The sequence below is a fragment of the Enterovirga sp. CN4-39 genome (assembly GCF_049446235.1).
Classification (GTDB): domain Bacteria; phylum Pseudomonadota; class Alphaproteobacteria; order Rhizobiales; family Beijerinckiaceae; genus Enterovirga.
The window spans coordinates 1-24943 of record NZ_JBMSEF010000030.1; the positions used below are offsets into that span (position 1 = coordinate 1).

The 24943-nt window shown below is 68.3% G+C and carries 24 protein-coding genes; 20 read left to right on the top strand and 4 right to left on the bottom strand.

Annotated features, from left to right (window positions below; all coding sequences use genetic code 11):
* Positions 1-146 precede the first annotated feature (146 nt).
* Both ACO2SS_RS26950 and ACO2SS_RS26955 read left to right on the top strand, forming a co-directional pair.
* The gene (locus tag ACO2SS_RS26950) at positions 147-632 is read left to right on the top strand and encodes an endonuclease domain-containing protein (RefSeq protein WP_423280954.1); all 486 of its coding nucleotides are present in this window, start codon (positions 147-149) and stop codon (positions 630-632) included.
* On the top strand, positions 629-2245 hold the full coding sequence (locus ACO2SS_RS26955) for an isochorismatase family protein (protein ID WP_423280955.1): 1617 nt from the start codon (positions 629-631) through the stop codon (positions 2243-2245). The genes ACO2SS_RS26950 and ACO2SS_RS26955 overlap by 4 nt, the downstream gene beginning before the upstream one ends.
* 12 nt (positions 2246-2257) lie before the next feature.
* Here the strand turns inward: ACO2SS_RS26955 and ACO2SS_RS26960 are convergent, their stop codons facing one another.
* Complete coding sequence (locus tag ACO2SS_RS26960; RefSeq protein WP_423280956.1) at positions 2258-3490, bottom strand: alpha/beta hydrolase family esterase; 1233 nt, start codon at positions 3488-3490, stop codon at positions 2258-2260.
* 340 nt (positions 3491-3830) lie between these two features.
* Here ACO2SS_RS26960 and ACO2SS_RS26965 point away from each other — a divergent pair, with 340 nt between their 5' ends.
* The 7 genes from ACO2SS_RS26965 (at position 3831) to dctA (ending at position 10875) form a co-directional block, all read left to right on the top strand.
* Positions 3831-4040 (top strand): cold-shock protein, encoded by a 210-nt coding sequence (locus ACO2SS_RS26965; RefSeq protein WP_423280957.1) that lies wholly within the window; start codon positions 3831-3833, stop codon positions 4038-4040.
* Positions 4041-4139: 99 nt separating this feature from the next.
* A complete protein-coding gene (locus tag ACO2SS_RS26970; RefSeq protein WP_423280958.1) occupies positions 4140-4352 on the top strand; it encodes a hypothetical protein in 213 nt (70 codons plus the stop codon).
* A 314-nt stretch (positions 4353-4666) separates the two neighbouring features.
* Positions 4667-5431 carry a lysophospholipid acyltransferase family protein gene (locus ACO2SS_RS26975; RefSeq protein WP_423280959.1) on the top strand — a complete coding sequence of 255 codons (765 nt, stop codon included), beginning with the start codon at positions 4667-4669 and terminating at the stop codon, positions 5429-5431.
* A gap of 35 nt (positions 5432-5466) precedes the next feature.
* Positions 5467-6948, top strand: coding sequence for a DEAD/DEAH box helicase family protein (locus tag ACO2SS_RS26980; RefSeq protein ID WP_423280960.1), 1482 nt, complete (start codon positions 5467-5469; stop codon positions 6946-6948).
* Positions 6949-6997: 49 nt separating this feature from the next.
* The gene (locus tag ACO2SS_RS26985; RefSeq protein ID WP_423280961.1) at positions 6998-8683 is read left to right on the top strand and encodes a DEAD/DEAH box helicase; all 1686 of its coding nucleotides are present in this window, start codon (positions 6998-7000) and stop codon (positions 8681-8683) included.
* Between the two features lie 11 nt (positions 8684-8694).
* A complete protein-coding gene (locus ACO2SS_RS26990; RefSeq protein WP_423280962.1) occupies positions 8695-9414 on the top strand; it encodes a spermidine synthase in 720 nt (239 codons plus the stop codon).
* 129 nt (positions 9415-9543) lie between these two features.
* Positions 9544-10875 carry a C4-dicarboxylate transporter DctA gene (gene dctA, locus ACO2SS_RS26995; RefSeq protein ID WP_423280963.1) on the top strand — a complete coding sequence of 444 codons (1332 nt, stop codon included), beginning with the start codon at positions 9544-9546 and terminating at the stop codon, positions 10873-10875.
* Between the two features lie 5 nt (positions 10876-10880).
* On the opposite strand, the gene ACO2SS_RS27000 is transcribed toward dctA, so the two are convergent.
* Positions 10881-11831, bottom strand: coding sequence for an alpha/beta fold hydrolase (locus ACO2SS_RS27000; RefSeq protein ID WP_423280964.1), 951 nt, complete (start codon positions 11829-11831; stop codon positions 10881-10883).
* A gap of 156 nt (positions 11832-11987) precedes the next feature.
* On the opposite strand from ACO2SS_RS27000, the gene ACO2SS_RS27005 reads away from it, so the two are divergent.
* From ACO2SS_RS27005 to lon, 3 genes are all read left to right on the top strand, one after another.
* Complete coding sequence (locus tag ACO2SS_RS27005) at positions 11988-12563, top strand: TetR/AcrR family transcriptional regulator (RefSeq protein WP_423280965.1); 576 nt, start codon at positions 11988-11990, stop codon at positions 12561-12563.
* Between the two features lie 199 nt (positions 12564-12762).
* Positions 12763-13179 carry an Hsp20/alpha crystallin family protein gene (locus ACO2SS_RS27010; RefSeq protein ID WP_423280966.1) on the top strand — a complete coding sequence of 139 codons (417 nt, stop codon included), beginning with the start codon at positions 12763-12765 and terminating at the stop codon, positions 13177-13179.
* A 5-nt stretch (positions 13180-13184) separates the two neighbouring features.
* A complete protein-coding gene (gene lon, locus ACO2SS_RS27015; protein ID WP_423280967.1) occupies positions 13185-15587 on the top strand; it encodes an endopeptidase La in 2403 nt (800 codons plus the stop codon).
* 54 nt (positions 15588-15641) lie between these two features.
* Here the strand turns inward: lon and clcA are convergent, their stop codons facing one another.
* Positions 15642-17009 carry a H(+)/Cl(-) exchange transporter ClcA gene (clcA, locus tag ACO2SS_RS27020; RefSeq protein WP_423280968.1) on the bottom strand — a complete coding sequence of 456 codons (1368 nt, stop codon included), beginning with the start codon at positions 17007-17009 and terminating at the stop codon, positions 15642-15644.
* Positions 17010-17402: 393 nt separating this feature from the next.
* On the opposite strand from clcA, the gene ACO2SS_RS27025 reads away from it, so the two are divergent.
* The 6 genes from ACO2SS_RS27025 (at position 17403) to ACO2SS_RS27050 (ending at position 23304) form a co-directional block, all read left to right on the top strand.
* A complete protein-coding gene (locus tag ACO2SS_RS27025) occupies positions 17403-17813 on the top strand; it encodes a hypothetical protein (RefSeq protein ID WP_423280969.1) in 411 nt (136 codons plus the stop codon).
* Positions 17814-18328: 515 nt separating this feature from the next.
* Positions 18329-19672, top strand: coding sequence for a carbohydrate porin (locus ACO2SS_RS27030; protein WP_423280970.1), 1344 nt, complete (start codon positions 18329-18331; stop codon positions 19670-19672).
* A 116-nt stretch (positions 19673-19788) separates the two neighbouring features.
* A complete protein-coding gene (locus ACO2SS_RS27035; RefSeq protein WP_423280971.1) occupies positions 19789-20694 on the top strand; it encodes a metal ABC transporter substrate-binding protein in 906 nt (301 codons plus the stop codon).
* Positions 20691-21599, top strand: a complete 909-nt coding sequence (locus ACO2SS_RS27040) for a manganese/iron ABC transporter ATP-binding protein (RefSeq protein ID WP_423280972.1) — start codon at positions 20691-20693, stop codon at positions 21597-21599. The genes ACO2SS_RS27035 and ACO2SS_RS27040 overlap by 4 nt, the downstream gene beginning before the upstream one ends.
* Positions 21596-22453, top strand: a complete 858-nt coding sequence (locus ACO2SS_RS27045; RefSeq protein ID WP_423280973.1) for a metal ABC transporter permease — start codon at positions 21596-21598, stop codon at positions 22451-22453. Before ACO2SS_RS27040 ends, ACO2SS_RS27045 begins: the two co-directional genes overlap by 4 nt.
* The gene (locus ACO2SS_RS27050; RefSeq protein WP_423280974.1) at positions 22450-23304 is read left to right on the top strand and encodes a metal ABC transporter permease; all 855 of its coding nucleotides are present in this window, start codon (positions 22450-22452) and stop codon (positions 23302-23304) included. Before ACO2SS_RS27045 ends, ACO2SS_RS27050 begins: the two co-directional genes overlap by 4 nt.
* A gap of 43 nt (positions 23305-23347) precedes the next feature.
* Here ACO2SS_RS27050 and ACO2SS_RS27055 read toward each other — a convergent pair whose 3' ends face one another.
* On the bottom strand, positions 23348-23800 hold the full coding sequence (locus ACO2SS_RS27055; RefSeq protein WP_423280975.1) for a Fur family transcriptional regulator: 453 nt from the start codon (positions 23798-23800) through the stop codon (positions 23348-23350).
* A gap of 439 nt (positions 23801-24239) precedes the next feature.
* Here ACO2SS_RS27055 and ACO2SS_RS27060 point away from each other — a divergent pair, with 439 nt between their 5' ends.
* Together ACO2SS_RS27060 and ACO2SS_RS27065 are read left to right on the top strand one after the other, a co-directional pair.
* Positions 24240-24581, top strand: a complete 342-nt coding sequence (locus tag ACO2SS_RS27060; RefSeq protein ID WP_423280976.1) for a hypothetical protein — start codon at positions 24240-24242, stop codon at positions 24579-24581.
* Positions 24582-24727: 146 nt separating this feature from the next.
* Positions 24728-24934 carry a TOBE domain-containing protein gene (locus tag ACO2SS_RS27065; protein ID WP_423280977.1) on the top strand — a complete coding sequence of 69 codons (207 nt, stop codon included), beginning with the start codon at positions 24728-24730 and terminating at the stop codon, positions 24932-24934.
* Positions 24935-24943 lie beyond the last annotated feature (9 nt).

The window sequence follows — 24943 nt, forward strand, 5'->3', positions numbered from 1 at the left end:
GCTGCGCGCCTGCCACCTCCCCCAAAGGGGGAGGAGACGATGCGGCCTTGTCGCGGCTTGGCTTCGAGGCGAGCGCCTCGGGCCACGGTCTCCTCCCCCATTGGGGGAGGGGGACCGCCCGAAGGGCGGTGGAGAGGGCCTGACTTTTGGACGCCCCCCGCGCCACGATCGCCCGCGCGAAAAAGCTCCGCCGTGCGCTGACGCCGCCGGAAGCCCGGCTCTGGGTCGCGCTCCGTCCGCGTCCCGGCGATCTGAAGTTCCGGCGACAGCATCCGATCGGGCCGTTCGTGCTCGACTTCTACTGCGCTGCGAGGCGGCTCGCGATCGAGGTCGACGGCGCTGCCCATGATTTCGGCGACAACCCCGCTCGCGACATCCGCCGCGATGCCTGGCTCGCGGGCTGCGGGATCAGGGTGTTGCGGATTGCGGCCGAGGAGGTGCGGGTCAACCTGGAGGGCGTCGTGGAAACGATCCTGGCTGCGGCAGCCGAGTGCAGCGGGGGCCCCCTCCACCGGCCTGCGGCCGGTCCCCTTCCCCCTGCGGGGGAGGAGACGCCTCCGCCACGGATCTCCTCCCCCTCTGGGGGAGGTGGCAGGCGCGAAGCGCCTGACGGAGAGGGCGTACTGTCATGACCACCCACACTGCCGTCCGGCCGGGTTTCGCGGAGCTCGTCGATACCTGGGCGCCCGTCCGCCAGGTCGGGACGGGCTTTCAGTTCACCGAAGGCCCGGTCTGGCATCCGCGTGACCAGTACCTGCTGTTCTCCGACATGCCCGGCGACGTCCGCCGGCGCTGGGACAGGTCAGGCACCCGCGAGGTCATGCGGCCCGGGAACAAGTGCAACGGCCTGACCTTTGACGCCGAGCTGAACCTGATCGTGTGCGAGCACGCCACCTCGAGCCTCGTTCGGGAGCGACTGGACGGGCGTCGGGAGACGCTCGCCTCGCATTTCGAAGGGATGGAGCTCAACAGCCCGAACGACGTCTGCGTGAAGTCGGACGGGACGATCTACTTCTCGGATCCCTGGTACGGCCGCATGCCGGTCTACGGCATCGAGCGTCCGCGGCAGCTCGGCTTCCAGGGTGTCTATCGCGTGCCGGCGGGCGGCGGTGCGCCGGAGCTTCTCGTCGACCGCTACCTGTTCGAGCAGCCGAACGGGCTCTGCTTCTCGCCGGCGGAGGACCGGCTCTACGTCAACGATACCGTCCAGCACCTGATCCGCGTCTTCGACGTGCTGCCCGACGGGCGGCTCGGCGCTGGTCGCGTCTTCGCGTCCGGCATCGTCTCCCCGAGCGAGCCCGGCGTGCCGGACGGCATGAAATGCGACGCGCAGGGCAATGTCTGGGTCTGCGGGCCGGGCGGAGTCTGGGTCTACTCGCCGCGCGGCGAGCTGGTCGGAAAGCTCCGCGTGCCCGAGCTCGTCGGCAACCTCGCCTGGGGCGGGCCGGACTGGCGCACGCTGTTCCTCGCGGCAACGCATTCCGTCTACGCCGTGGACACGAAGGTCGGCCCGCGGATCGAGCCGTTCATGCGGAGCACCGCGCGCGCCGCGGATGCGCAGGGCAGCACCGGATCGCCCCTCGCGGATCTGCGCCCGGCGGCCGCGATCTCACGCGCCGGCGTCAAGAAGGCCGCGCCCGGATACAGGCTCGACGCCGCGCGCTGCGCCCTGATCGTTCAGGACATGCAGAACGACGTCGTCATGGAGGGCGGCGCCTTTGCGTCCTCCGGCTCGCCCGGCCATTGTCGCGAGCAGAACGCGATCGGCAACGCCGCCCGCCTCGCCGAGGCAGCGCGGCGGCGGGGCGTGCCGGTGATCCATGTCTGGTTCGTTGTCGAAGCCGGCGCGCCGGGGATCACCATGAACGCGCCCCTCTTCGAGGGTCTCGCGGATTCCAAGGCCCTCGTCCGGGGAAGCTGGGGCGCCGCCCCCGTGCCGGGGCTCGAGGCCCAGCCCGGCGATCATGTCGTCGAGAAATGCCGCATGAGCGCCTGGGAAGGCACTCGGCTCGAGACCGTGCTGAAGGCCACCGGCCGCGACGTCGTCATCGTGACCGGCGCCTGGACCAACATGTCCATCGAGCACACGGCCCGCACCGGCGCCGACAAGGGCTATTTCATGGTCGTGCCGGAGGATGCCTGCTCGACCATGAATGCAGAGTGGCACACGGCCTCGGTCAACTATGCCCTGCAGAACGTCGCCGTGGTGACGGATGTGGACGATGTCGTCCGCGCCCTGGATTGAACGCCGGCGCTGTCAGCGCTTGACGAGGCCCGCGGCCTCGAACGCGTCCCGGATCACCCGGAGGACCTGCGGGGGAAGCGTGCGCGGCACCCCGAACGGCATCTCGGGATGCGCATCGGCGCCCTCGGGCTTTTGCTCCCGGCGCGGCGGCGGCAGGATCTCGCCTTCGAGTCCGCCGGGCCGTGTCGACGCCTTGGGCCGCGCGACGGCTTCCCGAGAGGCGGGCACGCTCTCGAATACCTCCGCGGTCAGGCCGAAGAACCGCGCGATGTGGTGGCTCGACGAGATGCCGACATCCAGCATGAAGGCGCCGGCCATGCCGCCCTCCATCTCGCCTTCGCCGGTCGCGAGCGGCGTGCCGTGCCCCATCCCGACGATCGCGAAGGACTCGACGATCTCGGTCCCGGACGCGTCATGCCAGACCTCGCGGGAATGGCCGGCCACGAGGCCGCGTTCGCTGGGCGTCGCCGGCAGGCCGTGCACGTCCGTCCACTGCTTCACGAGCTCGGTCGCATTGCCGGGCTTGACCACGTGGTCGGTGGCGCCATGCCAGATCGAGACGCGGGGCCACTCGCCGCGATGGGACGAGGCGGAGCGCACGAGGTCGCCCCATTCCCGCGCCGAACGCGGCCGGCCCTGGAACATGCTTTCGAGCGCCTCCTGCACGTTCTTCGCCGCCCCGTAGGGCAGCCCCGCGATGATGGCGCCGGCCGCGAACACCTCGGGATAGGCGGCCAGCATGGCGGCCGCCATGGCGCCGCCGGCCGAGAGCCCGGTCACGAAGATGCGGGAGCGGTCGATCCCATGATCCTCGACGGCCCGCTCGATCATCTGCCGGATCGACAGGGCCTCTCCGGATCCGCGCGCCGTGTCGTCCGGCAGGAACCAGCTGAAGCAGGATTTCGGGTTGTTCGCCCGCGTCTGTTCGGGAAACAGCAGGACGAAGCCGTGCCGGTCGGCGAGGTCCGACCAGCCGGAGCCATCGTTGTAGCCTTCGGGGCTCTGCGTGCAGCCGTGTAGGACCACGACCAGGGCGGGCGAGGGGGCGAGCCGCTCCGGCACGTAAGTCAGCATCCCGAGATTGCCGGGATTCGACCCGAACCCCGTGACGCGGGTGAGGGGCGTTCGCGCCGGCGAGGCCGCCGCTCCCGCGCCCTCCACCGTGGTGCGAGCCTTCCGCAGGAGCTCTTCGACGAGCTTCTGGCGCTGGCGAAGGCCCGACAGGTTCGACTGAATTCCGCGCATGTTCAGTTCCCGGACAGCATGGATTGCTGCGCTGCACAATAACATGGTTCCGCAACGGGCTGTCTGCGACGGCAGTTCCGGCCATGCGCGCTTTTGCGCAGGGCGGGCGGAGCGCGCAGCTCCGCTGAGTTCATTCGCGATCTGGGAAATATCTTCCCGGTGATCTTGCAAAAGAGCCGGTGCCAAGATACGTATAGGCATCGACTTTGGCCGGACAATCGGGCCGTCGCTCCTGGCACTGCCGAGCGCACGTTCAGAATTCTCTCCAATCATCGACAGCGGAGACGGGCACCTCATCCCGAGGGCCCCGCTTGCGTGCAGACTTGTCAGGAAAACTACAATGACGAACGGAACCGTGAAGTTCTACAACGAGATGAAGGGCTTCGGCTTCATCGCTCCCGAGGATGGCAGCAAGGACGTCTTCGTCCATGCGACCGCGCTTGAGCGGGCCGGCATGCGCAGCCTCGTCGAAGGCCAGAAGGTCTCCTTCGAGACCGAGGCCGACCGGCGCAGCGGCAAGGTTGCCGTCAGCACCATCCAGGCTGCGTAAGGACGCGGGCGCGGGTCCACTCGCCTGCGCCGTGTCTCTCGGAGCCGCTCCTCGGAGCGGCTTCTTCGTATCCGCCCGGCGGTTTCGAGGGAGGTTGAGATGGCCCACAAGTTTCAGCTCGATCAGCTGGTTCGTCTGGCGCATCCGCGGGTCTTCAAGGGGTCGGCCGCCTCTGGAATTTACCAGGTGACGCGCCTGATGCCTGCCGACGAGACCGGCGAGTTTTCGTATCGTATCAAGGGCACCGAGCCCGGCTCCGGCGAGCGCGCCGTGCGCGAAACCGAAATCACCGAGGCCGGCCCGGCCCGGTAGTCCGGCCAAGCGGGAACCGCGCGTGCCGGACGCGGCCGAGGTGTTGCCTCCTCTGCCCGGGCGGCCTTGGGACGGCGATGCCGGTCGTGATATCTGAGGGCCGCCGAGCGAGCCCGATGCCGACTGCCCGCGATCGAGATCGCGAGGATGCCCCGCTCCGGCTGGATGCGCTCCCAGGCCTCAGGCCGAGCAAGGCAGAGGCGCAGGAAAACCCGTTGAGCCATCCCTGACCGGGCGCTACGCCCAGCCGCGCAGGTCGGGGAGGCAGTTTCGTTCAAAGGACCCTAGGGCAGGACCGCGTGGTGGAGCTTCTGTTGCAGCGTATTCGATCCTGGATGTTCGATGCCGCCTTAGCGGCGTGGACCGCCATGTTCCTGCCCGTGGTTCTGGTCCTGCTGGCCTGCGGCCGGCCGCGCCGGCTCGTTCGGGCCGCTTCGCGATTCTGGGCCACCGGCGTCCTGAAGGCCCTGCGCTGGACGGTCGGCGTGACTCATGTCGAGCACGGCCGGGAAAATCTCCCGGCGCAACCCTGCCTCATCGTCGCCAACCATCAATCGGCCTGGGAAACGATCGCCTTTCTGATCCTGGTGCCGGACGTCGCCATCATCGCCAAGAAGGAGCTGCTGCGGGTGCCCGTCATGGGCTGGTTCCTGCGCAATTCCCCGATGATCCTGGTGGACCGGACGGCCGGCGCGGGCTCGATCCGGCAGATGCTGGCGGAAGCCCGCAATGCCCTGGCGAGCGGCCGGCATGTCCTGATCTTCCCCGAGGGAACGCGCCAGAGCCCGACGACCCCGGTCGAGTTCAAGCGAGGCGTCGAACTCCTCTACAGCCAGCTCGGCGTTCCGGTGCTGCCGGTTGCCCTCGATTCCGGATTGTTCTGGGGCAAGGAGAGCCGGTCGAAGCGGCCGGGCGCCATCACGCTGTCCTACCTGGCGCCGATCGAGCCGGGGCTCTCCACGCGCGAATTCGTCCGGCGGGCGCAGGTGGCCGTCCAGAACGCCCTCTCGGCCCGGCAGAACGTGGCGGCCGCCGCGGCGGACCTGTTTTCGGTGCCGGCGGCTCCCGAGCGGATCTAGCCCGCAGCGGCGGGCCCTTCCGGCTCTCCAGCCACATGAGCAGCCCCAGCGACCGACGCTCCGAGCGCCTGCCGAGCTGTGCCACCCTGGCTCCGCGTCCGCATCAGCTCGCCGCGCGCGACGCCATTCTCCTCGCCCGGCGCGAGGGCCGCCCGGGCTTCCTGCTGGGGGATCTCACCGGGCTCGGAAAGACGCTCTCCGTCTGGGCCGCTCTCGCCGAAATGCCCGAGGACGAGGTGCTGATCGTCGCCCCCAAGGGCGCGCTGCCGCAATGGCGGCGGACGATCGCGCTGAGCGGGCTGGCAGAGAAGGCCGTCACTCTCATCAACTACGAGCGCACCAAGTCGCTGCTCGCCCTGCCGGCCGGCAGCACGCGGCGGTCCGTCAGGGCGAAGAACAACGAGCTCGCCCGCAGCGGCCTGCCGAAGCGGACCTGGCCCCTGGTGGTCTTCGACGAGAGCCACCGCCTGCGAAACCCCTATGCGCAGCAGAGCATGGCGTGCCGCCAACTCGCCGATTGCGCGGCGTTCACGATCTACATGAGCGCGACTGCCGGGCAATCCCCGCACGAGCTGTCCTATCTCGGGCGTCTGCTCGGCGCGGCGAGCGGCTACCCGACAGAGACCCTGGCCGATTTCCGGACCCTGATGAAGCAGCTCGGCATCGGCCGGGCGAAAGGCCGCTGGACGAACTGGAGCTGGCAGCCGAACGAGCGCGACCGGGCCGTGATGTCGGACCTCCTCTACAAGGGAGAGCGGGCGATCGGGCTCCGGCGGCGCCCCAGCGACATTGCCGGGTGGCCGGAGGTCCAGCGGGAGCTGGCGCCGACCGCCCTCGCGCCCGCGGAGCGCCGCCTCTACGAGGCGACCTGGCGCGAGTTCAGGCGCGAATTCGGCCTTCTCGGCGGCTCGACCCGGCGGGCCACCGGCTGGGCGGCCGATCTCCGCTTCCGGCAGAAGGCGAGCCTGCTCCGGATCGAAGGAACCGCGGCCTTCGCCGACGACCTCCTGTCGGCCGGGGAGCAGGTGGCCGTTTCCGTCGCCTATCTCGAGACGAGCGCGCTTCTCGCGGAGACGCTGCAGGGCCGGGGCTGGCGCGTCCGCGAGATCAACGGCCAGGGCAGCGGCGAGGCGAACGAAAGCGCCCGCGTCGCGTTCCAGTCCGGAGCCTGCGATGCCGTGATCTTCACCGTCACGGAATCGATCTCCCTTCATCGTGGCGAGATGCCGGGCGGCGAGCGGCCGCGTTCCTTGATCGTGCACGACATGCGCCACAGCGCGATTCAGCTTCAGCAGATCGAAGGCCGCTGCCATCGCGACGGCGAATGCGCGGTGATCTACTACGCCTTCGCCGAGAACACGGTGGAAGAGACAATCGCCGCGAGAGTCGTTACTCGGATGGCCGCGATGGGCGGCATCGCCGGCGACGACACGTCGATCGTCGACGAGATCGCCCGCGCGATCGCCGAGGCCGCCGCCTTGCGCCTCAATCTGCCGCTTGCAGCCGGGCCCGAGTGAGCTGCGCTGCCCGCCGCCTTTGCCATCCTTCTGACGACCGAGTTTACCCGTGACCTTTCCTTCAAGCAGTCCTCCGCTTCTCCAGGCCCTGGCGGAGCGCAACTACCACGAGCCGACACCCGTCCAGGCGGCCGTGCTGGAGCACGCGGCCGCGGATCGCGACCTCCTGGTCTCGGCGCAGACCGGGTCGGGAAAGACGGTCGCGTACGGGCTGGCGCTCGCCTCGACCCTGCTGGGCGATGCCGAGCGCTTCGAGCGTGCCGCCGAGCCTCTCGCTCTCGTCATCGCGCCGACGCGCGAACTGGCCCTGCAGGTCCAGCGCGAGCTGTCCTGGCTGTACCAGCATGCCGGGGCGCGGGTCGTATCCTGCGTGGGCGGCATGGATCCCCGGCGCGAGCAGCGCGAGCTCGGCCTGGGCGCCCACATCGTGGTCGGCACCCCCGGCCGGTTGCGGGACCACCTGGAGCGAGGCCGGCTCGACCTGTCGCAACTCAGGGCCGTGGTGCTCGACGAAGCCGACGAGATGCTCGACCTCGGGTTCCGGGAGGATCTCGAGTTCATCCTCGAGGCGACGCCGGTCGAGCGGCGGACATTGCTGTTCTCCGCCACCTTGCCGAAGGCCATCGTGGCGCTGGCGAGGAGCTTTCAGCGGAACCCGTTCCGGGTCGAGGTGGCGAGCACCGAGGGCGGGCACGCCGATATCGAATACCGGGCAATGCGCGTCACGCCGCGCGAGATCGCCCACGGGGTCGTCAACGTGCTGCGCGCCGTCGATGCGCCCACCGCGATCGTCTTCTGCAATACGCGGGAGAGCGTCAGGCACCTTCAGGGGCTGCTGCTGGAACGCGGCTTCCTGGTCGTGGCCCTGTCCGGGGAACTCAGCCAGAGCGAGCGCAACCATGCCCTCCAGGCGCTGCGGGACGGCCGCGCGCGGGTCTGCGTGGCGACCGACGTCGCGGCACGGGGCATCGACCTTCCCGGCTTGGGGCTGGTCATCCATGCGGACCTGCCGCACGACGCGGAGGCTCTTCAGCACCGCAGCGGCCGGACCGGGCGGGCGGGCCGCAAGGGCATCAGCGTCCTGCTGATCCCGCCGTCGCGCCGCCGCCGCGCCGAGCAGATGATGGCCGTCGCGGGCGTCGTGCCCGTCTGGTCGGGCCCGCCCTCGGCGGACGAGATCCGGACGCTCGACCAGCAGCGGCTGCTCGAGAGCCCTCTCTTCGAGGAGGAGCCCGCGGAGGAAGACGTCGCCATGGCGAAGGCGCTTCTGGCGGAGCGTTCGCCGGAGGGGGTCGCGGCCGCCTTCGCCAAGCTCTACCGGCAGCGTCTGCCGGCTCCCGAGGACGTCACCGATCCCGGCTCTGCCCCGAGCCGGCGCGAGCCCGGCCCCGGCGGCCGGTCGGCCGGCAGGGAACAGCGGCACGAGGCCTCGTCGGGAGGCGGCCTCTGGTTCCGGCTGAATGTCGGACGGAACGGCAATGCCGATCCGAAATGGCTGCTGCCCATGCTCTGCCGGCGTGGTGGCGTCACGCGCCAGGATATCGGCGCGATCCGCATCTTCGAGCGCGAAACGAAGGTCCAGATCAGTGCCGCGGCATCGGACGCCTTCGCGGATGCCGTGCGGGGTACCGCCGTCGCCGGGATCCGGATCGAGCCGGCCGGAGGGCCGGGCCAGGGACACGTGGCCGAGAAGCGGTCCAAGCATCGTGGGCCCCCGCGCAGGCACAAGTCGTGAGCGCCGGGACGATGGCGCGTCGCGCGAGCGCGCGCCGGGACCCCGGCACCTGGACGGAGCTCGACAGCGCGCCCATCCCGGGGACCGATGGCGAAATGCGCCTGATGCGGCAGGGGGAGGAGTTCTCGATCGTCGTCGGAGGCGCGGAGCTGATGACGAACCAGTTCCGGGAATCCGAGAGGGCCTTGGCGACCCTGACCTGCGCGCGCCTCCAGGACCGATCCCGCCCCCGCATCCTCATCGGGGGCCTCGGCATGGGGTTCACGCTGCGGGGTGCGCTGGACGCACTCGGGCCCGATGCCAGCGTCGTGGTGGCCGAGCTCGTGCCGGCCGTGGTGGCCTGGGCCCGCGGCCCGCTGCGTCCGCTGGTCGGAGAGAGCCTGGAGGACCCGCGCGTCGAGCTGCGGGTCGAGGACGTCCACCGCACTATCCAATCCGGCCCGGCGCAGTTCGATGCCATCCTGCTGGACGTGGACAATGGCGCCCAGGGCCTGACCCAGCGGGTGAACGACCGCCTCTACGACATCTGGGGATTGCGGCGTGCGCGCTTCGCGCTCCGGCCCAACGGCATCCTGGCGGTGTGGTCCGGCGGGCCCGACCGGAGGTTCAAGGCCCGGCTGAAGCTCGCCGGCTTCAACGTGGACGAAGTGCGAGTCCATGCAAACGGGAGCAGCGGCCGGCGCCATGTCCTGTGGCTCGCAAGTCCCGTTTCCGTACCAACCCGGACCTGAGATCCCGGTCCGGCCAGGGGGCGAGCCCCGGCGAAGGCTGCATGTGCGCTCATGCCGCTTGTTGTCGTCCTGTGATCCTGTGACATGCCGTCCTGGTGGCCGGCGGCTGCCGGCGTTCGAGGGCACGCCATGGAAGCCGTCGCCACCACTCCCGTCAGGACTCCCTGGTACCGGCAGCTCTACGTCCAGGTTCTGATCGCGATCGCGCTCGGGATCGTGCTGGGCTGGATGAACCCGGACCTCGCCAAGTCCATGAAGTGGCTGGGCGACGTGTTCATCGCGCTGATCAAGATGATGATCGCGCCTGTCATCTTCTGCACGATCGTGCACGGCATCGCCTCGATGGGCGACCTGAAGAAGGTCGGGCGGGTCGGCCTCAAGGCGCTGGTCTATTTCGAGGTGGTCTCCACCTTCGCGCTCCTGGTGGGCATCGTCGTCGGCGAGATCGTGCAGCCCGGAAGGGGCTTCGGGGCCGATCCCGCGACGCTCGATCCGAAAGCCGTGGCGAGCTACGCGGCCGCGGCCGAGAAGGACAGCTTCGTCGCCCACATCCTCGCCCTGGTCCCGCGGAGCTTCTTCGATGCCTTCGCGACCGGCGACCTGCTTCAGGTGCTCCTCGTCTCGGTCCTGACCGGCGTCGTCGTGCTGCAGCTCGGGGAGCGTACGCAGCAGATCAACTACGCCATCGAGACGATGGGGCAGATTTTGTTCCGCATCATCGGCCTCGTCGTGAAGCTCGCGCCGCTTGGCGCCTTCGGGGCCATGGCCTTCACGGTGGGCCAGTATGGCCTGGCGAGCCTGGGCAATCTTCTCGGCCTCGTCCTCACCTTCTATGCCACCAGCGTGCTCTTCGTCGTGGTGGTGCTCGGTGCGGTCGCGTGGTGGGCCGGGTTCTCGATCCTCCGCTTCATCGTCTACATCAAGGATGAGCTCCTCATCGTGCTCGGCACCTCCTCGTCGGAATCGGTGCTGCCGCAGATGATGCAGAAGATGGAGGGCCTTGGGGCCTCGAAGTCGGTCGTCGGCCTCGTCATTCCGACGGGCTACTCATTCAACCTCGACGGCACGAACATCTACATGACCCTGGCCACGTTGTTCCTGGCCCAGGCCGTCGGCGCCGACCTTTCGTTCGGACAATATGCAACCATCATCCTGGTCGCGATGCTCACCTCGAAAGGGGCCTCGGGCGTCACGGGAGCGGGGTTCATCACGCTCGCCGCGACGCTCGCCGCCATTCCGAACAACCCGGTCCCGGTGGCGGCCATGACGCTGGTGCTCGGGATCGACAAGTTCATGAGCGAGTGCCGCGCGCTCACGAACCTCGTCGGCAACGGTGTCGCCACCGTGGTCGTCTCCGCCTGGGAGGGCGAGCTCGACCGCGCGAAGCTCAAGGCCGCGCTCGCCCATCCGATGGAGGCCGCCGAGAAGATGGAGGCGAAGCCGATCGAGCAGGCTCTCTGACCGGCTCAGGCTTCGGCGGATCTGGGCAGGCCAGACAGAAACGAGAGGAGCGCCGCGTTCACCTGCGCGGGCGCTTCGAGCTGCGGCCAGTGGCCGACGCCATCGAGGCTGAGAAAGCCCCGCAGGCCGGGGATGGCGGGGCGGAGGCTGTCCTCGGTCGGCTCACGGACGCGGTTGAGCCCGTCGAGCGCTCCGGTGACGAAGAAGGACGGCTGCCGGATGGTCGCGCCGGCATAGACGCCCGAGGCGAGGGCGAAGAAGGGGTCGATGGCGCGGTAGTAGTTGAGCCCGCCGTGAAAACCTGTCCGGGAGAAGCTCGCGATGGCCTCGTTCAGATAGTCGCCATCGATCACCCGGATCGGCTCGGGCACCGGCCGGAGCGCCCCGCGTGCCGGTATGAAGGGATGCCAGCTCTGATCCTCGGGCGCCTGTCCGGACGACCAGTAATAGGCCCCCGGGATGGTCGTCGCGGCATCCGCCCAGGCCTGGTCGCTCTCCGGGCGTATCTGGGCGAACATGTAGAACGTGTCGGCGTGCTGGACCCGAAGCTGGTCGAGGAAGCTGGGGCGCCCGGGCGGAATGAACGGAACGGAGATCGCGAACACCGCCGTGAACCGATCCGGCCGCATCATGGCGGCGTTCCAGGCGATGTTCGCGCCGAAATCGTGGCCGACGACGACGGCCTGCGCGATGCCCAGGGCGTCCAGCACGCCGACGAGGTCGCCGACGGTGTGAAAGGGCATGTAGGCTTCTGCCTCGGCGGGCGCGTCGCTTTCGCCATAGCCGCGCATGTCGAGCGCGATGGCGCGCCACCCGGCTGTAGCCACGGCCTCCATCTGCGACCGCCAGGACGACCAGATGGCCGGGAAGCCATGGCAGAACAGCACGGCTGGCCCGCTTCCCTCCTCGACGGCGTGGAGCGTGATCCCGTTGGTCCCAATTCGATGATGGCGCACGGCGTCGTGTCTCCAGGTTCAGGATCGCTCGGATCGGCGGCAGGGGACGCAGCAATCCGCGCGGAGCCTCCCTCGCTCCGTGCCGGCGTGCGTTCCGCGGAACGTGTAGGACGTCTCGGTTGCACGGGCAATACGATCGTATTACAGCTGTCATCCATGGCACTTGATCAGCGCGAGGCCCTGCTGGAAGCCGGGCTGGCCGTCGTCCATTCGCAGGGTTTCGTCGGCACCGGGGTGCGGGAGATCGCGGCCGCCGCGAACGTTCCGCAGGGCTCGTTCACCAACCACTTCCGATCGAAGGAGGGGTTCGGCCTACTGGTCCTCGATCGGTACTTCGAGCGCCTGGACGCGATCATGCAGGCCACGCTCGCCAACCCGGCCCTCGCTCCGGAAGCCCGGCTCTGGGCCTATTTCGACACGATCGGCGAGGCGCTCTCGGAGGCCGATTGGCAGCGGGGCTGCATGGTGGTCGATCTCGCGGCGGAGATCCCCGCGCGCAGCGACGCGATCCGGGAGCGGCTCGTCTCGATGCTGGGACAGCAATCGGCGCAGTTCGAGGCCGTGCTGCGCCTGATCCAACCAGAGGAGGACGGGGCGGCGGCGGATCTCGCGGCCTTCATCCTGGCCGCATGGCAAGGCACGCTCCTGCGCATGAAGACGGAGCGTAGCGGCGAGGCCGTGGCGCGCTTTCGCAGGGTGCTGGCGCGGCTGATCGGACCACCGCTCGGCTGAGATCCGGGGGTTTCCCTGCACACCTTCGAAGGTCCCGCCTTCCGCCCCGGTGATGCGGGGACCTGACGGCTTGCCTGCCTCACCTGCCTGCATGCCACCCCTGCCGGGAAGGTACGACAGCGGACCTGCAACTCCGTCCGCCAGTCCCCATTTACCCCCTGGCCCGACCGCGTCGCGGCCCGGCGTCAGAGGTTCGTCCATGAAACCCGTCGATCCACGAAGCTGGATGTGGTCCGAGGCGGTGGAGATGCTCGCGCGGGCCGAGCGCATGCAGCGCGAGATGTTCCAGCCCCGCCATCCGCAGGCCCGCTCGACATGCTGGGAGCCACCCGTGGACGTGCTCGAGACGGAGCGGGAGGTCATCGTCCTGACGGCGCTGCCCGGAGTGGATCCGAGGAATGTGACGGCCGTCATCGAGGAGGGCACGCTCCTCATCCGGGCCGAGCGCACGCTTCCACCGGAACTCGGCCATGCGGTCATCCACCGGCTGGAACTGCCGCAGGGCTGCTTCGTCAGGCGGGTTCAGATCCCGCCCGGCCGCTACGACGACGTGCGCCGCACCTCGGCGAATGGCTGCCTCGTCGTCACCCTCCACAAGCACGCGCCGGCGCGGTGACCCCCATGGCCGAACGAGATCCCATCCTGAGAAGCGCCGAACTCGGCTCCGACTCTGGCGACGGTGCGCCACAGTCGCCGCCCTCGGACACGCTGATCATCGTGCCCGTGCGCAACTTCGTCCTCTTCCCGGGCGTGGTGCTCCCGATCGCGGTCGGGCGGCCGCAATCGGTCGCCGCCGCCCAGGAGGCCGTGAAGCAGGGCAAACAGGTCGGCTTCCTGATGCAGCGCGATCCGGAGCTGCAGAATCCTTCCGCGGTCGATCTTCATCGGACCGGAACGGTCGCGAACGTCCTCCGCTACCTGACGGCGCCGGACGGCACCAACCACATCATCGCGCAGGGCGAGCAGCGCTTCCGCGTCGTCGAGTTCACGCGCGAAAACCCCTATCTGGTCGCGCGCATCACCCGGCTGGAGGAGCCGCAGGCCCAGACGCCTGAGATCGAGGCGCGTTTCCTCCATCTTCAGGGACAGGCGCTCGAGGCGCTCCAGCTCCTGCCGCAGGCGCCGCAGGAGCTCGTCGCGGCCGTGCAGGGCGCCAACACGCCTTCGGCGCTCGGCGACCTGGTCGCGGCCTATATCGACATCACGCCGGACGAGAAGCAGGAGCTCCTCGAGACGGTCGACCTCGTGGCCCGGATGGACAAGATCTCGCGCCTCCTGGCCCGCCGGATCGAGGTGCTGCGGCTGTCGCAGGAGATCGGGCAGCAGACGAAGGCGGCGCTCGACGAGCGGCAGCGCGAGGTGCTCCTCCGCGAGCAGATGGCGGCCATCCAGCGCCAGCTCGGGGAGGGCGAGGAGGGCAAGGCGCAGGAAATCGCCGAGCTGAACGCCGCGATCGCCAAGGCGAACATGCCCGAGGAGGTGGACCAGGCCGCCCGCAAGGAGGTGCGCCGGCTCGAGCGGATGCCCGAGGCCGCGGCCGAGTACGGCATGATCCGCACCTATCTCGACTGGCTGATCGAGCTCCCCTGGGCGCTTCCCGAGGAGAAGCCGATCGACATCGCGGAGGCGCGCCGGATCCTCGATGCCGACCATTTCGGGCTCGAGAAGATCAAGAGCCGCATCGTCGAGTTCCTGGCCGTCCGGAAGCTCGCCCCGAACGGCAAGGCGCCGATCCTCTGCTTCGTCGGGCCGCCCGGTGTCGGAAAGACCTCGCTCGGCCAGTCGATCGCACGGGCGATGGACCGCAAGTTCGTGCGCGTCAGCCTCGGCGGCGTGCATGACGAGGCCGAGATTCGGGGGCACCGGCGGACCTATATCGGCGCACTGCCGGGCAACATCATCCAGGGCATCCGGAAGGCCGGCACCCGGAATTGCGTGATGATGCTCGACGAGATCGACAAGATGGGGGCCGGCATCCAGGGCGATCCTTCCGCCGCCATGCTGGAGGTGCTCGACCCCGAGCAGAACGGCACCTTCCGGGACAATTACCTGGGCGTGCCGTTCGACCTGTCGCGCGTGGTGTTCATCGCCACCGCCAACATGCTCGACACCATCCCGGGCCCGCTGCGGGACCGCATGGAGATCATCAGCCTCGCCGGCTACACGGAGGGCGAGAAGCTGCAGATCGCCAAGCGCTACCTCGTCGCGCGCCAGCTCGAGGCGAACGGCCTGAAGCCCGAGCAGGTCAGCCTGAGCGACGACGTGCTGCTCGCCGTCATCCGCTCCTACACGCGGGAGGCCGGCGTGCGCGGGCTCGAGCGCGAGATCGGCCGCATCCTGCGGAATGCCGCCGTGCGGATAGCGGAAGGCAGCGCCACGGAGGTGCCGATCGGCCTCGACGACCTCACGACGATCCTCGGCCCCCCGCGCTTCGAGAACGAGGTGGCCATGCGCACCAGCGTGCCGGGGGTCGCGACCGGGCTCGCCTGGACGCCGGTCGGCGGCGATATCCTGTTCATCGAGGCGACCCGTTCGCCCGGAAAGGGCTCCTTCACGCTCACGGGCCAGCTCGGGGACGTGATGCGGGAGAGCGCCCAGGCGGCCCTCAGCCTCGTCAAGAACCGCGCGGTGTCGCTGGGCATCGATCCCGGGAGCTTCGAGAAGACGGACATCCACGTCCACATTCCCGCGGGCGCGATCCCGAAGGACGGGCCGAGCGCGGGCGTCGCCATGTTCATGGCGCTCGTCTCGCTCCTGACCGGCCGCACGATCCGCAGCGACACGGCCATGACGGGCGAGATCAGCCTCCGGGGGCTCGTCCTGCCGGTGGGTGGGATCAAGGAGAAGGTCGTGGCCGCGCAGGCCTCGGGCATCACGCGCGTGATGCTGCCGGCCCGGAACCGGCGCGACTTCGAGGAGATCCCGGAAGAGGTGCGGAACCGGCTGGAGTTCATCTGGCTGGAGCGGGCCGAGGATGCCGTCCAGGCCGCGCTCGACCCTGTCGGCGTCGCCTCTGCGGCTTAGGCGGGGAGGTCGCCTCGGTCGTAGCCGGTCAGCGATCCGGTTCGGCCGGGCAGGTTAGCCCGGCGGGCGGTTCGGATTGGCCGCCAGGCCGATGGCTGCGTTCTGCGCTCTCACGGGCGCGGACCGGGCCAGGATGCGGTCCAGCATCTGTTCGTAGATGGGCCGGCCGCCGAGCCATTGGGCCACGAGGCTCGCGGCGAGCGTGGCGGTCAGCATCGGCAGGACGAGCGCGTAGGCGGTCGTGATCTCCAGCGCGAGCACGACCCCCACCGCCGGCGAGCGAACCGATGCGCTGAACAAAGCCGCCATGGCGACGACCCCGAAGGAGATGGGCGTGAGGCCGAGGGCTGAAAACGCCTCCGGCATGGCCGCTTGCGCGAGTACGCCGAAGGCCAAGCCAAGGCAGGCCGCGAGGCTGAGAAGGGGTGCGAAGATGCCGCCGGGCGCGCCGACGGAGTAGCTGCTGACGGAGGTGACCAGGCGGGCCCCCGCCAGCATCAGCAGGACCCCTGCGCCCGGCGTCGCGAGGGCGAGCTCCGCAATCACGCTCTCGCCGCCCGTGACGGCGCGGGGTGCGGTGACCAGCAGGGTGCCCACCGCCAGGCCGACAATGCCCGGCCAGAGATAGGGCATGCGTTTCTGGGAGGTGGCGGTGAAATCCAGCATCCGCATGATGCAGAGGTTGAACAGCACCCCGACGCCGCCCAGGAGGGCGCCCATCAGCGCGAAGGCCGGCAGGGCGGCCAGCCCCGCCTCACCGGCGGTCATCGGCAGTTCCGGGCGAGCGCCGGCAATGAGCTGAGTGACGGTCGTTCCGGTAATCGCCGCGGCGAAGACCCCCATGTAGGTCCGGAACGTGTACGGAAACTCCTTGCGGGTCTCCTCGATGATGAACAGCACGGCTGACATCGGGGCATTGAAGGCGCAAGCGAGACCCGCGGCGCCGCCTGCCGCCAGGAGCGCCCGCCTGTCGACCCCCGTCACGCCGCACATGTCGGACGCGGCGAGCGCCGCCGAGCCGCCCATGTGGATCGTCGGTCCCTCGCGGCCGAGGACCAGTCCCGACCCGATCGCGGCAATGCCTGCGAAGAATTTCACCGGCAGCACGCGCTGCCAATGCACTTCCCTCAATTCCTGGACGGCACCCTCGATCTCGGGGACGCCGCTCCCGCTGGCCTCCGGGGCGAAGCGCCGTGTGATGAAGACGGCGAACACGGTCGCCGCCATGGTGATGGCGGCGCTCGCCGCGATCAGGCGCCAGCCCCCCGCATGGCGCGCGAGCCATGTCGGCCATTGCAGCACCTGGTCGATGACGACGTGAAACAGCCCGCCCACCACGCCGGTGAAGACACCGGCGAGCAGCGCCACGGCGACGAAGCGCGCCTGATGCAGAGGCCTGTCGAGCGGGTCTGATCCGTTCATCGGCGCTCCTTCAGCCCCGGCGCGGCTGCAGCGAGGGCAAAGTTGAAACATGCGCCTCGTCAGATCGCTCACCTTCAGACCTGAAATATCACCTCTCTGTACTGTCTCGTACCGTGAATAGACCAGACGCTGCGCGCTACTTCGTGGGAGTTGACGGCCGAAGAATTATGAAGACGGTGGCCTCATGTGACCCGCTCGGCTGAGTTGTCTGAAGCACTCGAAGTCCTGACCAGCAGGAGAGAGACGTCTAGCGACGAAACGCCCTCGCTCCTGCTTTGAGCGACCGGAAGAACAATTCGCCATCACCCTTGATCAGCGCATCGCGCGGAACTGGAGGCTGCCATGGGATGGAGGGGGACGACCTCGGCTGCGAATGTCGGCAGGACAGGTGTGATGCTCGCGATGTTGTCCGGTGCGGCGCTCGCATTGACGGGGTGCATGACCCCTCAGGAAAGGGTGGAGCAGAAGGCGGACGATCTCGCCGCCGCCGGGTTCATCGTCAGGCCGGCCAATACGCCCGAGCGCCAGGCGATGCTGCGTCGCTTGCCGCCGCATCGCTTTGTCATGAGTTCGAGGGGCGGCACGGTGACCTATGTCTGGGCGGATCCGACAGTCTGCAGGTGCCTCTATGTCGGAGACCAGACCGCCTACGATCAGTATCGCTACGCCGCGAGGCAGCAGAGGCTGGCCAACGAGCGCCTGCTGACGGCCCAGCTCTATTCGGACGCGAGCTGGGACTGGGGGGCCTGGGGTCCTTGGGGACCGGGCTGGGGGCCGGGACTCGGGATCGGCTTCGGCTGGTAAGGCGCGGCTCTCGGGCTTAGCCCCTTCATCATCTGCGAAGGTCGAGGCCGCCCGCGCGGGTTGCGCGGTCGTGGCTCCATGCTGTCGCCCGCGCCGCCGAATCGCACGGCCGCCGCGTCCATCCGTGAAAGACGCGCGCACGTCTGAGGGGCGAGGCTGGACGGATCGGCTTCTCAGTCGCCAAGGCAAGTGAACCGCTAGGGCGTGCCGCGGCCTCCGGAGGTCGAAAAGGGGATCCTCCATTGCGGTGCCGCCGACGGCGAAACCGCCACCCCGCAGGGTCGCGCCTCGCAACGCCGCCTTCCGAACGGAAAGCCAACTTCAGCTATTGCAATTAATTCGCAGTTGCACCATACCGCCGACGCTCCACCAGATGCTTCTGCGACTGAATTGCAGAACGCGAGGTGGGGCCGCGCCGCCGGGTTCCCGTGCGACGGCGCGCCGAGTCGTCCTTCGGAGTCGTGATGAGCCGCCCCCCGTCCAACCGTCGATCGCGCCTGCCCGCCGGGTGTAGCTTGGGGTGTCTGGCCCTAGCTTCGTTCCTGGCGAGCGCCGCCGATCCGCGGGCCCAGACGGGCGTCGCGCAATCCGAGCCCGGCTTGTTCGAGCGCGAGCGGCTCACCGGCGATTGGGGAGGTGCACGCACCCGGCTGGAGGATGCGGGCGTTACCCTGGGCCTGACGGCGACGGGTGACGTGTCGATGAACCCCGCAGGTGGATTACAGCGGGGCAGGGGATTTTCCCGCCTGCTCCAGCTCGGCGCCGATTTCGACCTGGAGAAGCTCGCCGGCTGGACGGGCGGCGCCATCCATGCCGGGGCCTTCTTCATCGGTGGCCGGGGCCTGTCCGGCAAGTTCCTCGGCAACCTGATGCCGATCTCGAACGTCGAATCCGATCCGGCCGAGCGGCTGGCGGAGCTCTACTTCATGCAGACGCTCTTCGATGGCCGGCTTTCTTTCAAGATCGGCCAGATCGCCGCCGACGGCGAATTCGCCACGAGCGAGACCGCGGGGCTGTTCGTGAATTCCGCCTTCGGCTGGCCAGGGCTCAACGGCATCGTCCTGCCGGGCGGCGGGCCGGCCTATCCGGTGCCCGCGCCGGGCGCCCGGATCGCCTTCAAGCCTGAGGCGTCCTGGACGCTGCAGGCGGGCATCTTCGGCGGCAACCCGCTCGGGCGCCACGACAGGAACACGGACGGCCTGAGCTTCCCGCTCGACCAGGGTGCCTTCGCCATCGCGGAGGCGGCCTACGCGCATGATTTCGGCGAAGGCATCACGGGAACCTACAAGCTCGGCGGCTGGTACAATTCGCGCCGCTTCGACGATTTGCGGATCGCCGCGAATGGCCTGCCGCTGGCCGATCCGGATTCCGAGGCGGATCCGCGCCGACATCGCGGCAACTTCGCCCTGTACGGCGTCGTCGACCAGGTTCTCTGGGCTTCACCAGACGTCGAAGCGACGGGCCGGAGCCTCGCCGCCTTCGCCCGCGTCGTGGTCGCACCCGAGAGGGACAGGAGCCATGTCGACGTCTACGCCGATGCCGGCGTGACCTATACGGGGCTTCTGCCCGGCCGGAGGAACGATGTCGTCGGCATCGCGGTTGCCTATGCCAGTGTCGGCCCGAGCCTTCGCCAATTCGATCGCGACGCCATCCGCTTCTCCGGCGAGTCCGGGCCAGTGCGCTCCTCGGAAGTCGTGATCGAGGCCTCCTACCAGGCGCAGGTCGCGCCGTGGCTGAAGGTCCAGCCCTTCGCGCAATGGATCGTGCGCCCGGGTGGCGGCGAGCCCGATCCGGAGGCGCCGTGGCGCCGGATCCCGGACGCCACCGTGCTCGGCATGCGCAGCGTCGCGGTGTTCTGAAGGAACGCGGGCGGGGCGCCGAACTCCGCCTCCAAGTTGCGATTCAGTCGCGCTTGCAAACCCAAGTGTCTTCGGCGATCATGCAAATTGCGATCAGTTCTCAATAAGGTGTCTCGATGCTCGACAAGATGAGGCGGTCGGTCCTGGCCGGGATGATGGGAGCGGCCTTCGTGGCTACGCTGGCGCTCCCGGCCGCGGCGCAGGAGAAGTTCAAGGCGGTGACGACCTTCACGGTGATCGCCGACATCGCCAGGAACGTCGCCGGCGATGTGGCCGTCGTGGAATCGATCACGAAGCCCGGGGCGGAGATCCACAATTACCAGCCGACGCCCGGCGACATCAAACGGGCGCAGGGTGCGCAGCTCATCTTCTGGAACGGGCTCAATCTCGAGCTCTGGTTCGAGAAATTCTTCCAGAACCTGAAGAACGTGCCGAGCGTGGTGGTCTCCGACGGGATCGAGCCGATGGGCATCGCGGAGGGCCCGTATACGGGCAAGCCAAACCCGCACGCCTGGATGTCGCCGTCGGCGGCGCTGATCTATGTCGACAACATCCGCGATGCTTTCGGGAAGCACGACCCCAAGAATGCGGAGGCCTACAAGGCCAATGCCGAGGCCTACAAGGCGAAGATCCGGGCCGTGATCGATCCGATCAAGGCCGAACTCGCCAAGCTTCCGGAGCAGAAGCGCTGGCTGGTATCGAGCGAGGGGGCGTTCTCCTATCTGGCGCGCGACTTCGGCCTGAAGGAGCTCTATCTCTGGCCGATCAATGCCGACCAGCAGGGCACGCCGCAGCAGATCCGGAAGGTGATCGACGCGGTTCGCAAGAACAAGATCACCGTCGTGTTCTCGGAGAGTACCGTCTCCCCCGATCCCGCCAAGCAGATCGCGCGCGAGACCGGCGCCCGGTATGGCGGCGTCCTCTATGTCGACTCGCTCACGGAGGCTGACGGCCCGGTCCCCACCTATATCGATCTGCTCCGCGTCACCTCCCACACGATCGCGGAAGGCCTGTCCCAGTGACGGCAGCCGCCGGCAACCTTGTTCGCCCCGCATCTTCGGATGCGGGGTCGGGCATTGCCGCGACGGGCGCGACCGTCACCTATCGCAATGGGCACACGGCCCTCAGCGACGCGACCTTCGCGATCCCGCAGGGCAGCATCGCTGCCCTGGTCGGCGTCAACGGCTCCGGCAAGTCGACCCTCTTCAAGGCGATCATGGGCTTCGTCCGCCTCGCGAGGGGCGAGATCAGGGTGCTCGGCATGCCTGTCGCGGAGGCCCTGCGCAAAGGCCTCGTCGCCTATGTGCCGCAAGCGGAAGAGGTCGACTGGAACTTCCCGGTTCTGGTCGAGGACGTCGTCATGATGGGGCGCTACGGCCATATGGGCATGATGCGCATCCCGAAGGCGGCCGACCGGGAGGCGGTCTCGAAAGCGCTCGCGCGCGTCGGCATGGGCGAGTTCCGCAAGCGCCAGATCGGCGAACTCTCCGGCGGCCAGAAGAAGCGCGTCTTCCTCGCGCGCGCCCTGGCGCAGGACGGGTGGGCGATCCTGCTCGACGAGCCCTTCACGGGGGTGGACGTGAAGACCGAGGAGCAGATCATCGCTCTGTTGCGCGAATTGCGCGACGAAGGCCGCGTCATCCTGGTCTCCACGCACAATCTCGGCTCGGTGCCGGAATTCTGCGACCGGACCATCCTGATCAAGCGCACGGTCCTGGCCTACGGCCCGACGGTGGAGACCTTCACGCAGGCGAACCTCGAACAGGCCTTCGGGGGCGTGCTCAGGCACTTCGTGCTCAACGAGGCGCAGAACGGCAAGCCGATTCCCGTTGGCGTCTTCTCGGATGACGAGCGCCCGCTCGTCCTCCACGACGGCAGGGCCACGGCCCACGGTCCCGAAGACGCTCGCAGGCCAGCCCAAGAATGACCGGTCTCCTCGAGCCCTTCACCTACAGCTACATGCTGAATGCCATGTGGGTCTCGGCCCTCGTCGGCGGCGTGTGCGCCTTCCTGTCCTGCTACCTGATGCTGAAGGGCTGGTCGCTGATCGGCGACGCGCTCTCGCACGCGATCGTGCCGGGCGTCGCCGGCGCCTACATGCTGGGGCTGCCCTTCTCGATCGGGGCCTTCTTTTCCGGCGGGCTCGCGGCCGCCGCCATGCTGTTTCTCAACCAGCGCACCAAACTGAGGGAAGACGCGATCATCGGCCTGATCTTCTCGGCCTTCTTCGGGCTCGGCCTGTTCATGGTCTCGCTCTCGCCCACTTCCGTGAACATCCAGACCATCGTACTCGGCAACATCCTCGCCATCACGCCTGGCGACACGCTCCAGCTCGCCATCATCGGCTTCGTTTCGCTGGCCATCCTGCTGGTGAAGTGGAAGGACCTGATGGTGACGTTCTTCGACGAGAGCCATGCGCGCTCGATCGGCCTCAACCCGACGGCCCTGAAGGTCATGTTCTTCACGCTGCTCTCGGCGTCCACGGTCGCGGCGCTGCAGACCGTCGGCGCCTTCCTCGTCATCTGCATGGTGGTGACGCCCGGCGCGACCGCCTACCTGCTGACCGACCGCTTCCCGCGCCTCCTCGCCATTGCGGTGGCGATCGGGTCCGTCACCAGCTTCGTCGGCGCCTATGCGAGCTACTTCCTCGACGGCGCGACAGGCGGCATCATCGTTTGCCTGCAGACGCTGATCTTCCTGGTCGCGTTCCTGTTCGCCCCCAAGCACGGGATGCTGGCCGCGCGCCGCCGCGCCGCCCTGGCCCTGGAGGCGGGCCTATGAACCTCGTCGACACGCTTCTCGGCCCGTTCCAGTTCGGGTTCATGGTCAATGCGCTGATCATCTCGGTGCTGGTCGCGATCCCGACGGCGCTGCTCTCCTGCTTCCTGGTCCTCAAGGGCTGGTCGCTGATGGGCGACGCCATCTCGCATGCCGTGTTCCCGGGTGTGGTCCTGGCCTACATCGTCGGCTTTCCCTACGCGGTCGGCGCCTTCGCGGCCGGCATGCTCTGCGCCGTCGCGACCGGGTTCCTGAAGGACAATTCGCGGATCAAGCAGGACACCGTGATGGGCGTCGTGTTCTCGGGCATGTTCGGCCTGGGCCTCGTCCTCTACGTCAAGATCCAGTCGGACGTGCATCTCGACCACATCCTGTTCGGGGACATGCTCGGCGTCTCCTGGCGCGACATCCTCGGATCCGGCCTCGTCGCCGCGATCACGGCGGGCGTCATCGGCATCAAATGGAAGGATTTCCTCCTGCATGCCTTCGATCCCGCGCAGGCCTGGGCGGTCGGCCTGCGCGTGAACCTGCTGCATTACGGCCTTCTCTGCCTCATCTCGCTGACGATCGTCGGTGCGCTGCAGGCCGTGGGCCTCATCCTGGCCATCGCCATGCTCATCGCGCCAGGGGCGATCGCCTTCCTGCTCACGAGGACCTTCAGCACCATGCTGATCCTGGCGACGATCATCGCGGCGGCGGGCTCGTTCCTCGGCGTCTACCTGTCGTTCTTCATCGACAGCGCGCCGGCGCCGACCATCGTGGTCCTGCTGTCCCTCGTGTTCGTGGTGGCTTTCTTCCACAGCACGCGCCAGGCCGCGAAGGCGGAGACGGGGGAGGTGGCCGGCGCCCCTTAGGCTCGTCCGCGCCGGTCGCACGAGCCCCGGCGTCATGTCCTGATCAGCCCCTGGGCTTCTTCGCCTTGCGGACGAAGATCTCCAGGCGATGGCTGACGATCTCGTAGCCGTGGCGCCGCGCGATCTCCTCCTGGAGTTCCTCGATCGCTTCCGAATGGAACTCGGTCACCTTGCCGGTATCGACATCGATCAGGTGGTCGTGGTGAGCGTGGTCCGCCGTCTCGAACCGTCCTCGGCCGTCGCCGAAGGCATGGCGGGCCGCGATGCCGTTCTCCTCGAACAGCTTCATCGTCCGATAGACGGTGGCGATGGCGATCTTCGGATCGATGGCCGTCGCGCGCCGATGCAGTTCCACCACGTCGGGATGGTCGTCGGCCTGCGCGAGCACGCTGACGATCACCCGCCTGGGACCCGTGACGCGCAGCCCCTTCTCGCGGCAGAGCCGTTCCAGCGTCTCGGTCGCACTCCTGACGCCCTTGTTCTTGTCGCGACGCATGCGCACTCCGCAAATCGCCTCGGGCGGACGATATCGATTCCGCTTGGCGATGATACCTCATCGATCCGGCACCCGCGTGGACCTCCAACGGGCGCGCTCGGGTATCGGGATAAGCGCTCGGGGCGCCGCACGAAAGCATCGACTTCCCCAGCGCGCCGATCCATCGCCGGCTGAATGCGGGCCCGCGAATCCGGATCGCTGGGAGCGAGCCCGTCGCGCTGCCGGTGAGCCCTCTTCCCGGTCCGGGTCGCTCGCGAATTGCGGCACGTCAGTAAACCCGGATTTGTACGAAAGATGTCGCTGCGCCGAGGGTGTGGCAAGCAACGGACGAATGTATGATCATTTTTCAGAGTTCAACCCGCTCTGTTGTCTTGATTGTGCGTACCAAGACGGTTCAAAAAATCTAAGCAACTGAGCGCCGCATCATGCATTGATCGGCATGAGTGTTTGCAAATTCATCGCGCCATTCGCGCTAATCGTCTGTGTTGTCCCGGCTTCGGTGAACGATCACGAGAGGTCGCGGTACAATACCTGCCTCTCCCTCGATCAGTACGGTCGCCCGATCCCGAACCCGAACGCCTCCTTCGTCTGCAACCAGATCGAGTTCCAGCGCCAGGATTGCGAGAACCTGCGGCGCCGGGTTTCCGCCGTCGAGGTCCCGGTGATGAATTGCATTCACTGCTTCGGCTTCACCCCATGGGACGTGCGCGCGGGGCCGAGCGGGCCGCCGGACGATGGCGCGGACCAAAAGGTGGGGGGCAGCAACGGATCCTCGCCCTGACCGGACGGCCGATTTCAACCGCAACCAGATTGTCGAGGATCGAGGCTCGATACGGCTCCGGGCAGGCTTGAGCTGAATATGCAGACCGGCTCCTATTGAAGTCGGGGATGGCAAGCGGTGACATCCCCTCGACAACGGAGCGGACCATGAAGCTCAGCGCTCGCAACCGGCTGAAGGGCAAGATCGTCGAGGTCAGGAAGGGCCAGACGACGGCGCATGTACGGATCGACGTCAACGGCACCGTCGTGACGGCCGCGATCACGAACGAGGCGGTCGACGAGCTCGGCCTGAAGGTCGGGATGGATGCCTATGCGGTCGTGAAGGCCTCCGACGTCATGGTCGGCGTCGACTAGGTCGCGCGC

Excerpts from the sequence above, each read along its gene's own strand:
- ACO2SS_RS26970 (WP_423280958.1), top strand. The coding sequence starts at position 4,140 with ATGGCCCACAAGTTTCAGCTCGATCAGCTGGTTCGTCTGGCGCATCCG.
- ACO2SS_RS27060 (WP_423280976.1), top strand. The coding sequence starts at position 24,240 with ATGAGTGTTTGCAAATTCATCGCGCCATTCGCGCTAATCGTCTGTGTT.
- lon (WP_423280967.1), top strand. The coding sequence starts at position 13,185 with ATGGCCGAACGAGATCCCATCCTGAGAAGCGCCGAACTCGGCTCCGAC.
- ACO2SS_RS27010 (WP_423280966.1), top strand. The coding sequence starts at position 12,763 with ATGAAACCCGTCGATCCACGAAGCTGGATGTGGTCCGAGGCGGTGGAG.
- clcA (WP_423280968.1), bottom strand. The coding sequence starts at position 17,009 with ATGAACGGATCAGACCCGCTCGACAGGCCTCTGCATCAGGCGCGCTTC.
- dctA (WP_423280963.1), top strand. The coding sequence starts at position 9,544 with ATGGAAGCCGTCGCCACCACTCCCGTCAGGACTCCCTGGTACCGGCAG.
- ACO2SS_RS27050 (WP_423280974.1), top strand. The coding sequence starts at position 22,450 with ATGAACCTCGTCGACACGCTTCTCGGCCCGTTCCAGTTCGGGTTCATG.
- ACO2SS_RS26965 (WP_423280957.1), top strand. The coding sequence starts at position 3,831 with ATGACGAACGGAACCGTGAAGTTCTACAACGAGATGAAGGGCTTCGGC.
- ACO2SS_RS27055 (WP_423280975.1), bottom strand. The coding sequence starts at position 23,800 with ATGCGTCGCGACAAGAACAAGGGCGTCAGGAGTGCGACCGAGACGCTG.
- ACO2SS_RS27005 (WP_423280965.1), top strand. The coding sequence starts at position 11,988 with ATGGCACTTGATCAGCGCGAGGCCCTGCTGGAAGCCGGGCTGGCCGTC.
- ACO2SS_RS26990 (WP_423280962.1), top strand. The coding sequence starts at position 8,695 with ATGGCGCGTCGCGCGAGCGCGCGCCGGGACCCCGGCACCTGGACGGAG.
- ACO2SS_RS26980 (WP_423280960.1), top strand. The coding sequence starts at position 5,467 with ATGAGCAGCCCCAGCGACCGACGCTCCGAGCGCCTGCCGAGCTGTGCC.
- ACO2SS_RS27065 (WP_423280977.1), top strand. The coding sequence starts at position 24,728 with ATGAAGCTCAGCGCTCGCAACCGGCTGAAGGGCAAGATCGTCGAGGTC.
- ACO2SS_RS27025 (WP_423280969.1), top strand. The coding sequence starts at position 17,403 with ATGCTCGCGATGTTGTCCGGTGCGGCGCTCGCATTGACGGGGTGCATG.
- ACO2SS_RS26955 (WP_423280955.1), top strand. The coding sequence starts at position 629 with ATGACCACCCACACTGCCGTCCGGCCGGGTTTCGCGGAGCTCGTCGAT.
- ACO2SS_RS27035 (WP_423280971.1), top strand. The coding sequence starts at position 19,789 with ATGCTCGACAAGATGAGGCGGTCGGTCCTGGCCGGGATGATGGGAGCG.
- ACO2SS_RS27045 (WP_423280973.1), top strand. The coding sequence starts at position 21,596 with ATGACCGGTCTCCTCGAGCCCTTCACCTACAGCTACATGCTGAATGCC.
- ACO2SS_RS26960 (WP_423280956.1), bottom strand. The coding sequence starts at position 3,490 with ATGCGCGGAATTCAGTCGAACCTGTCGGGCCTTCGCCAGCGCCAGAAG.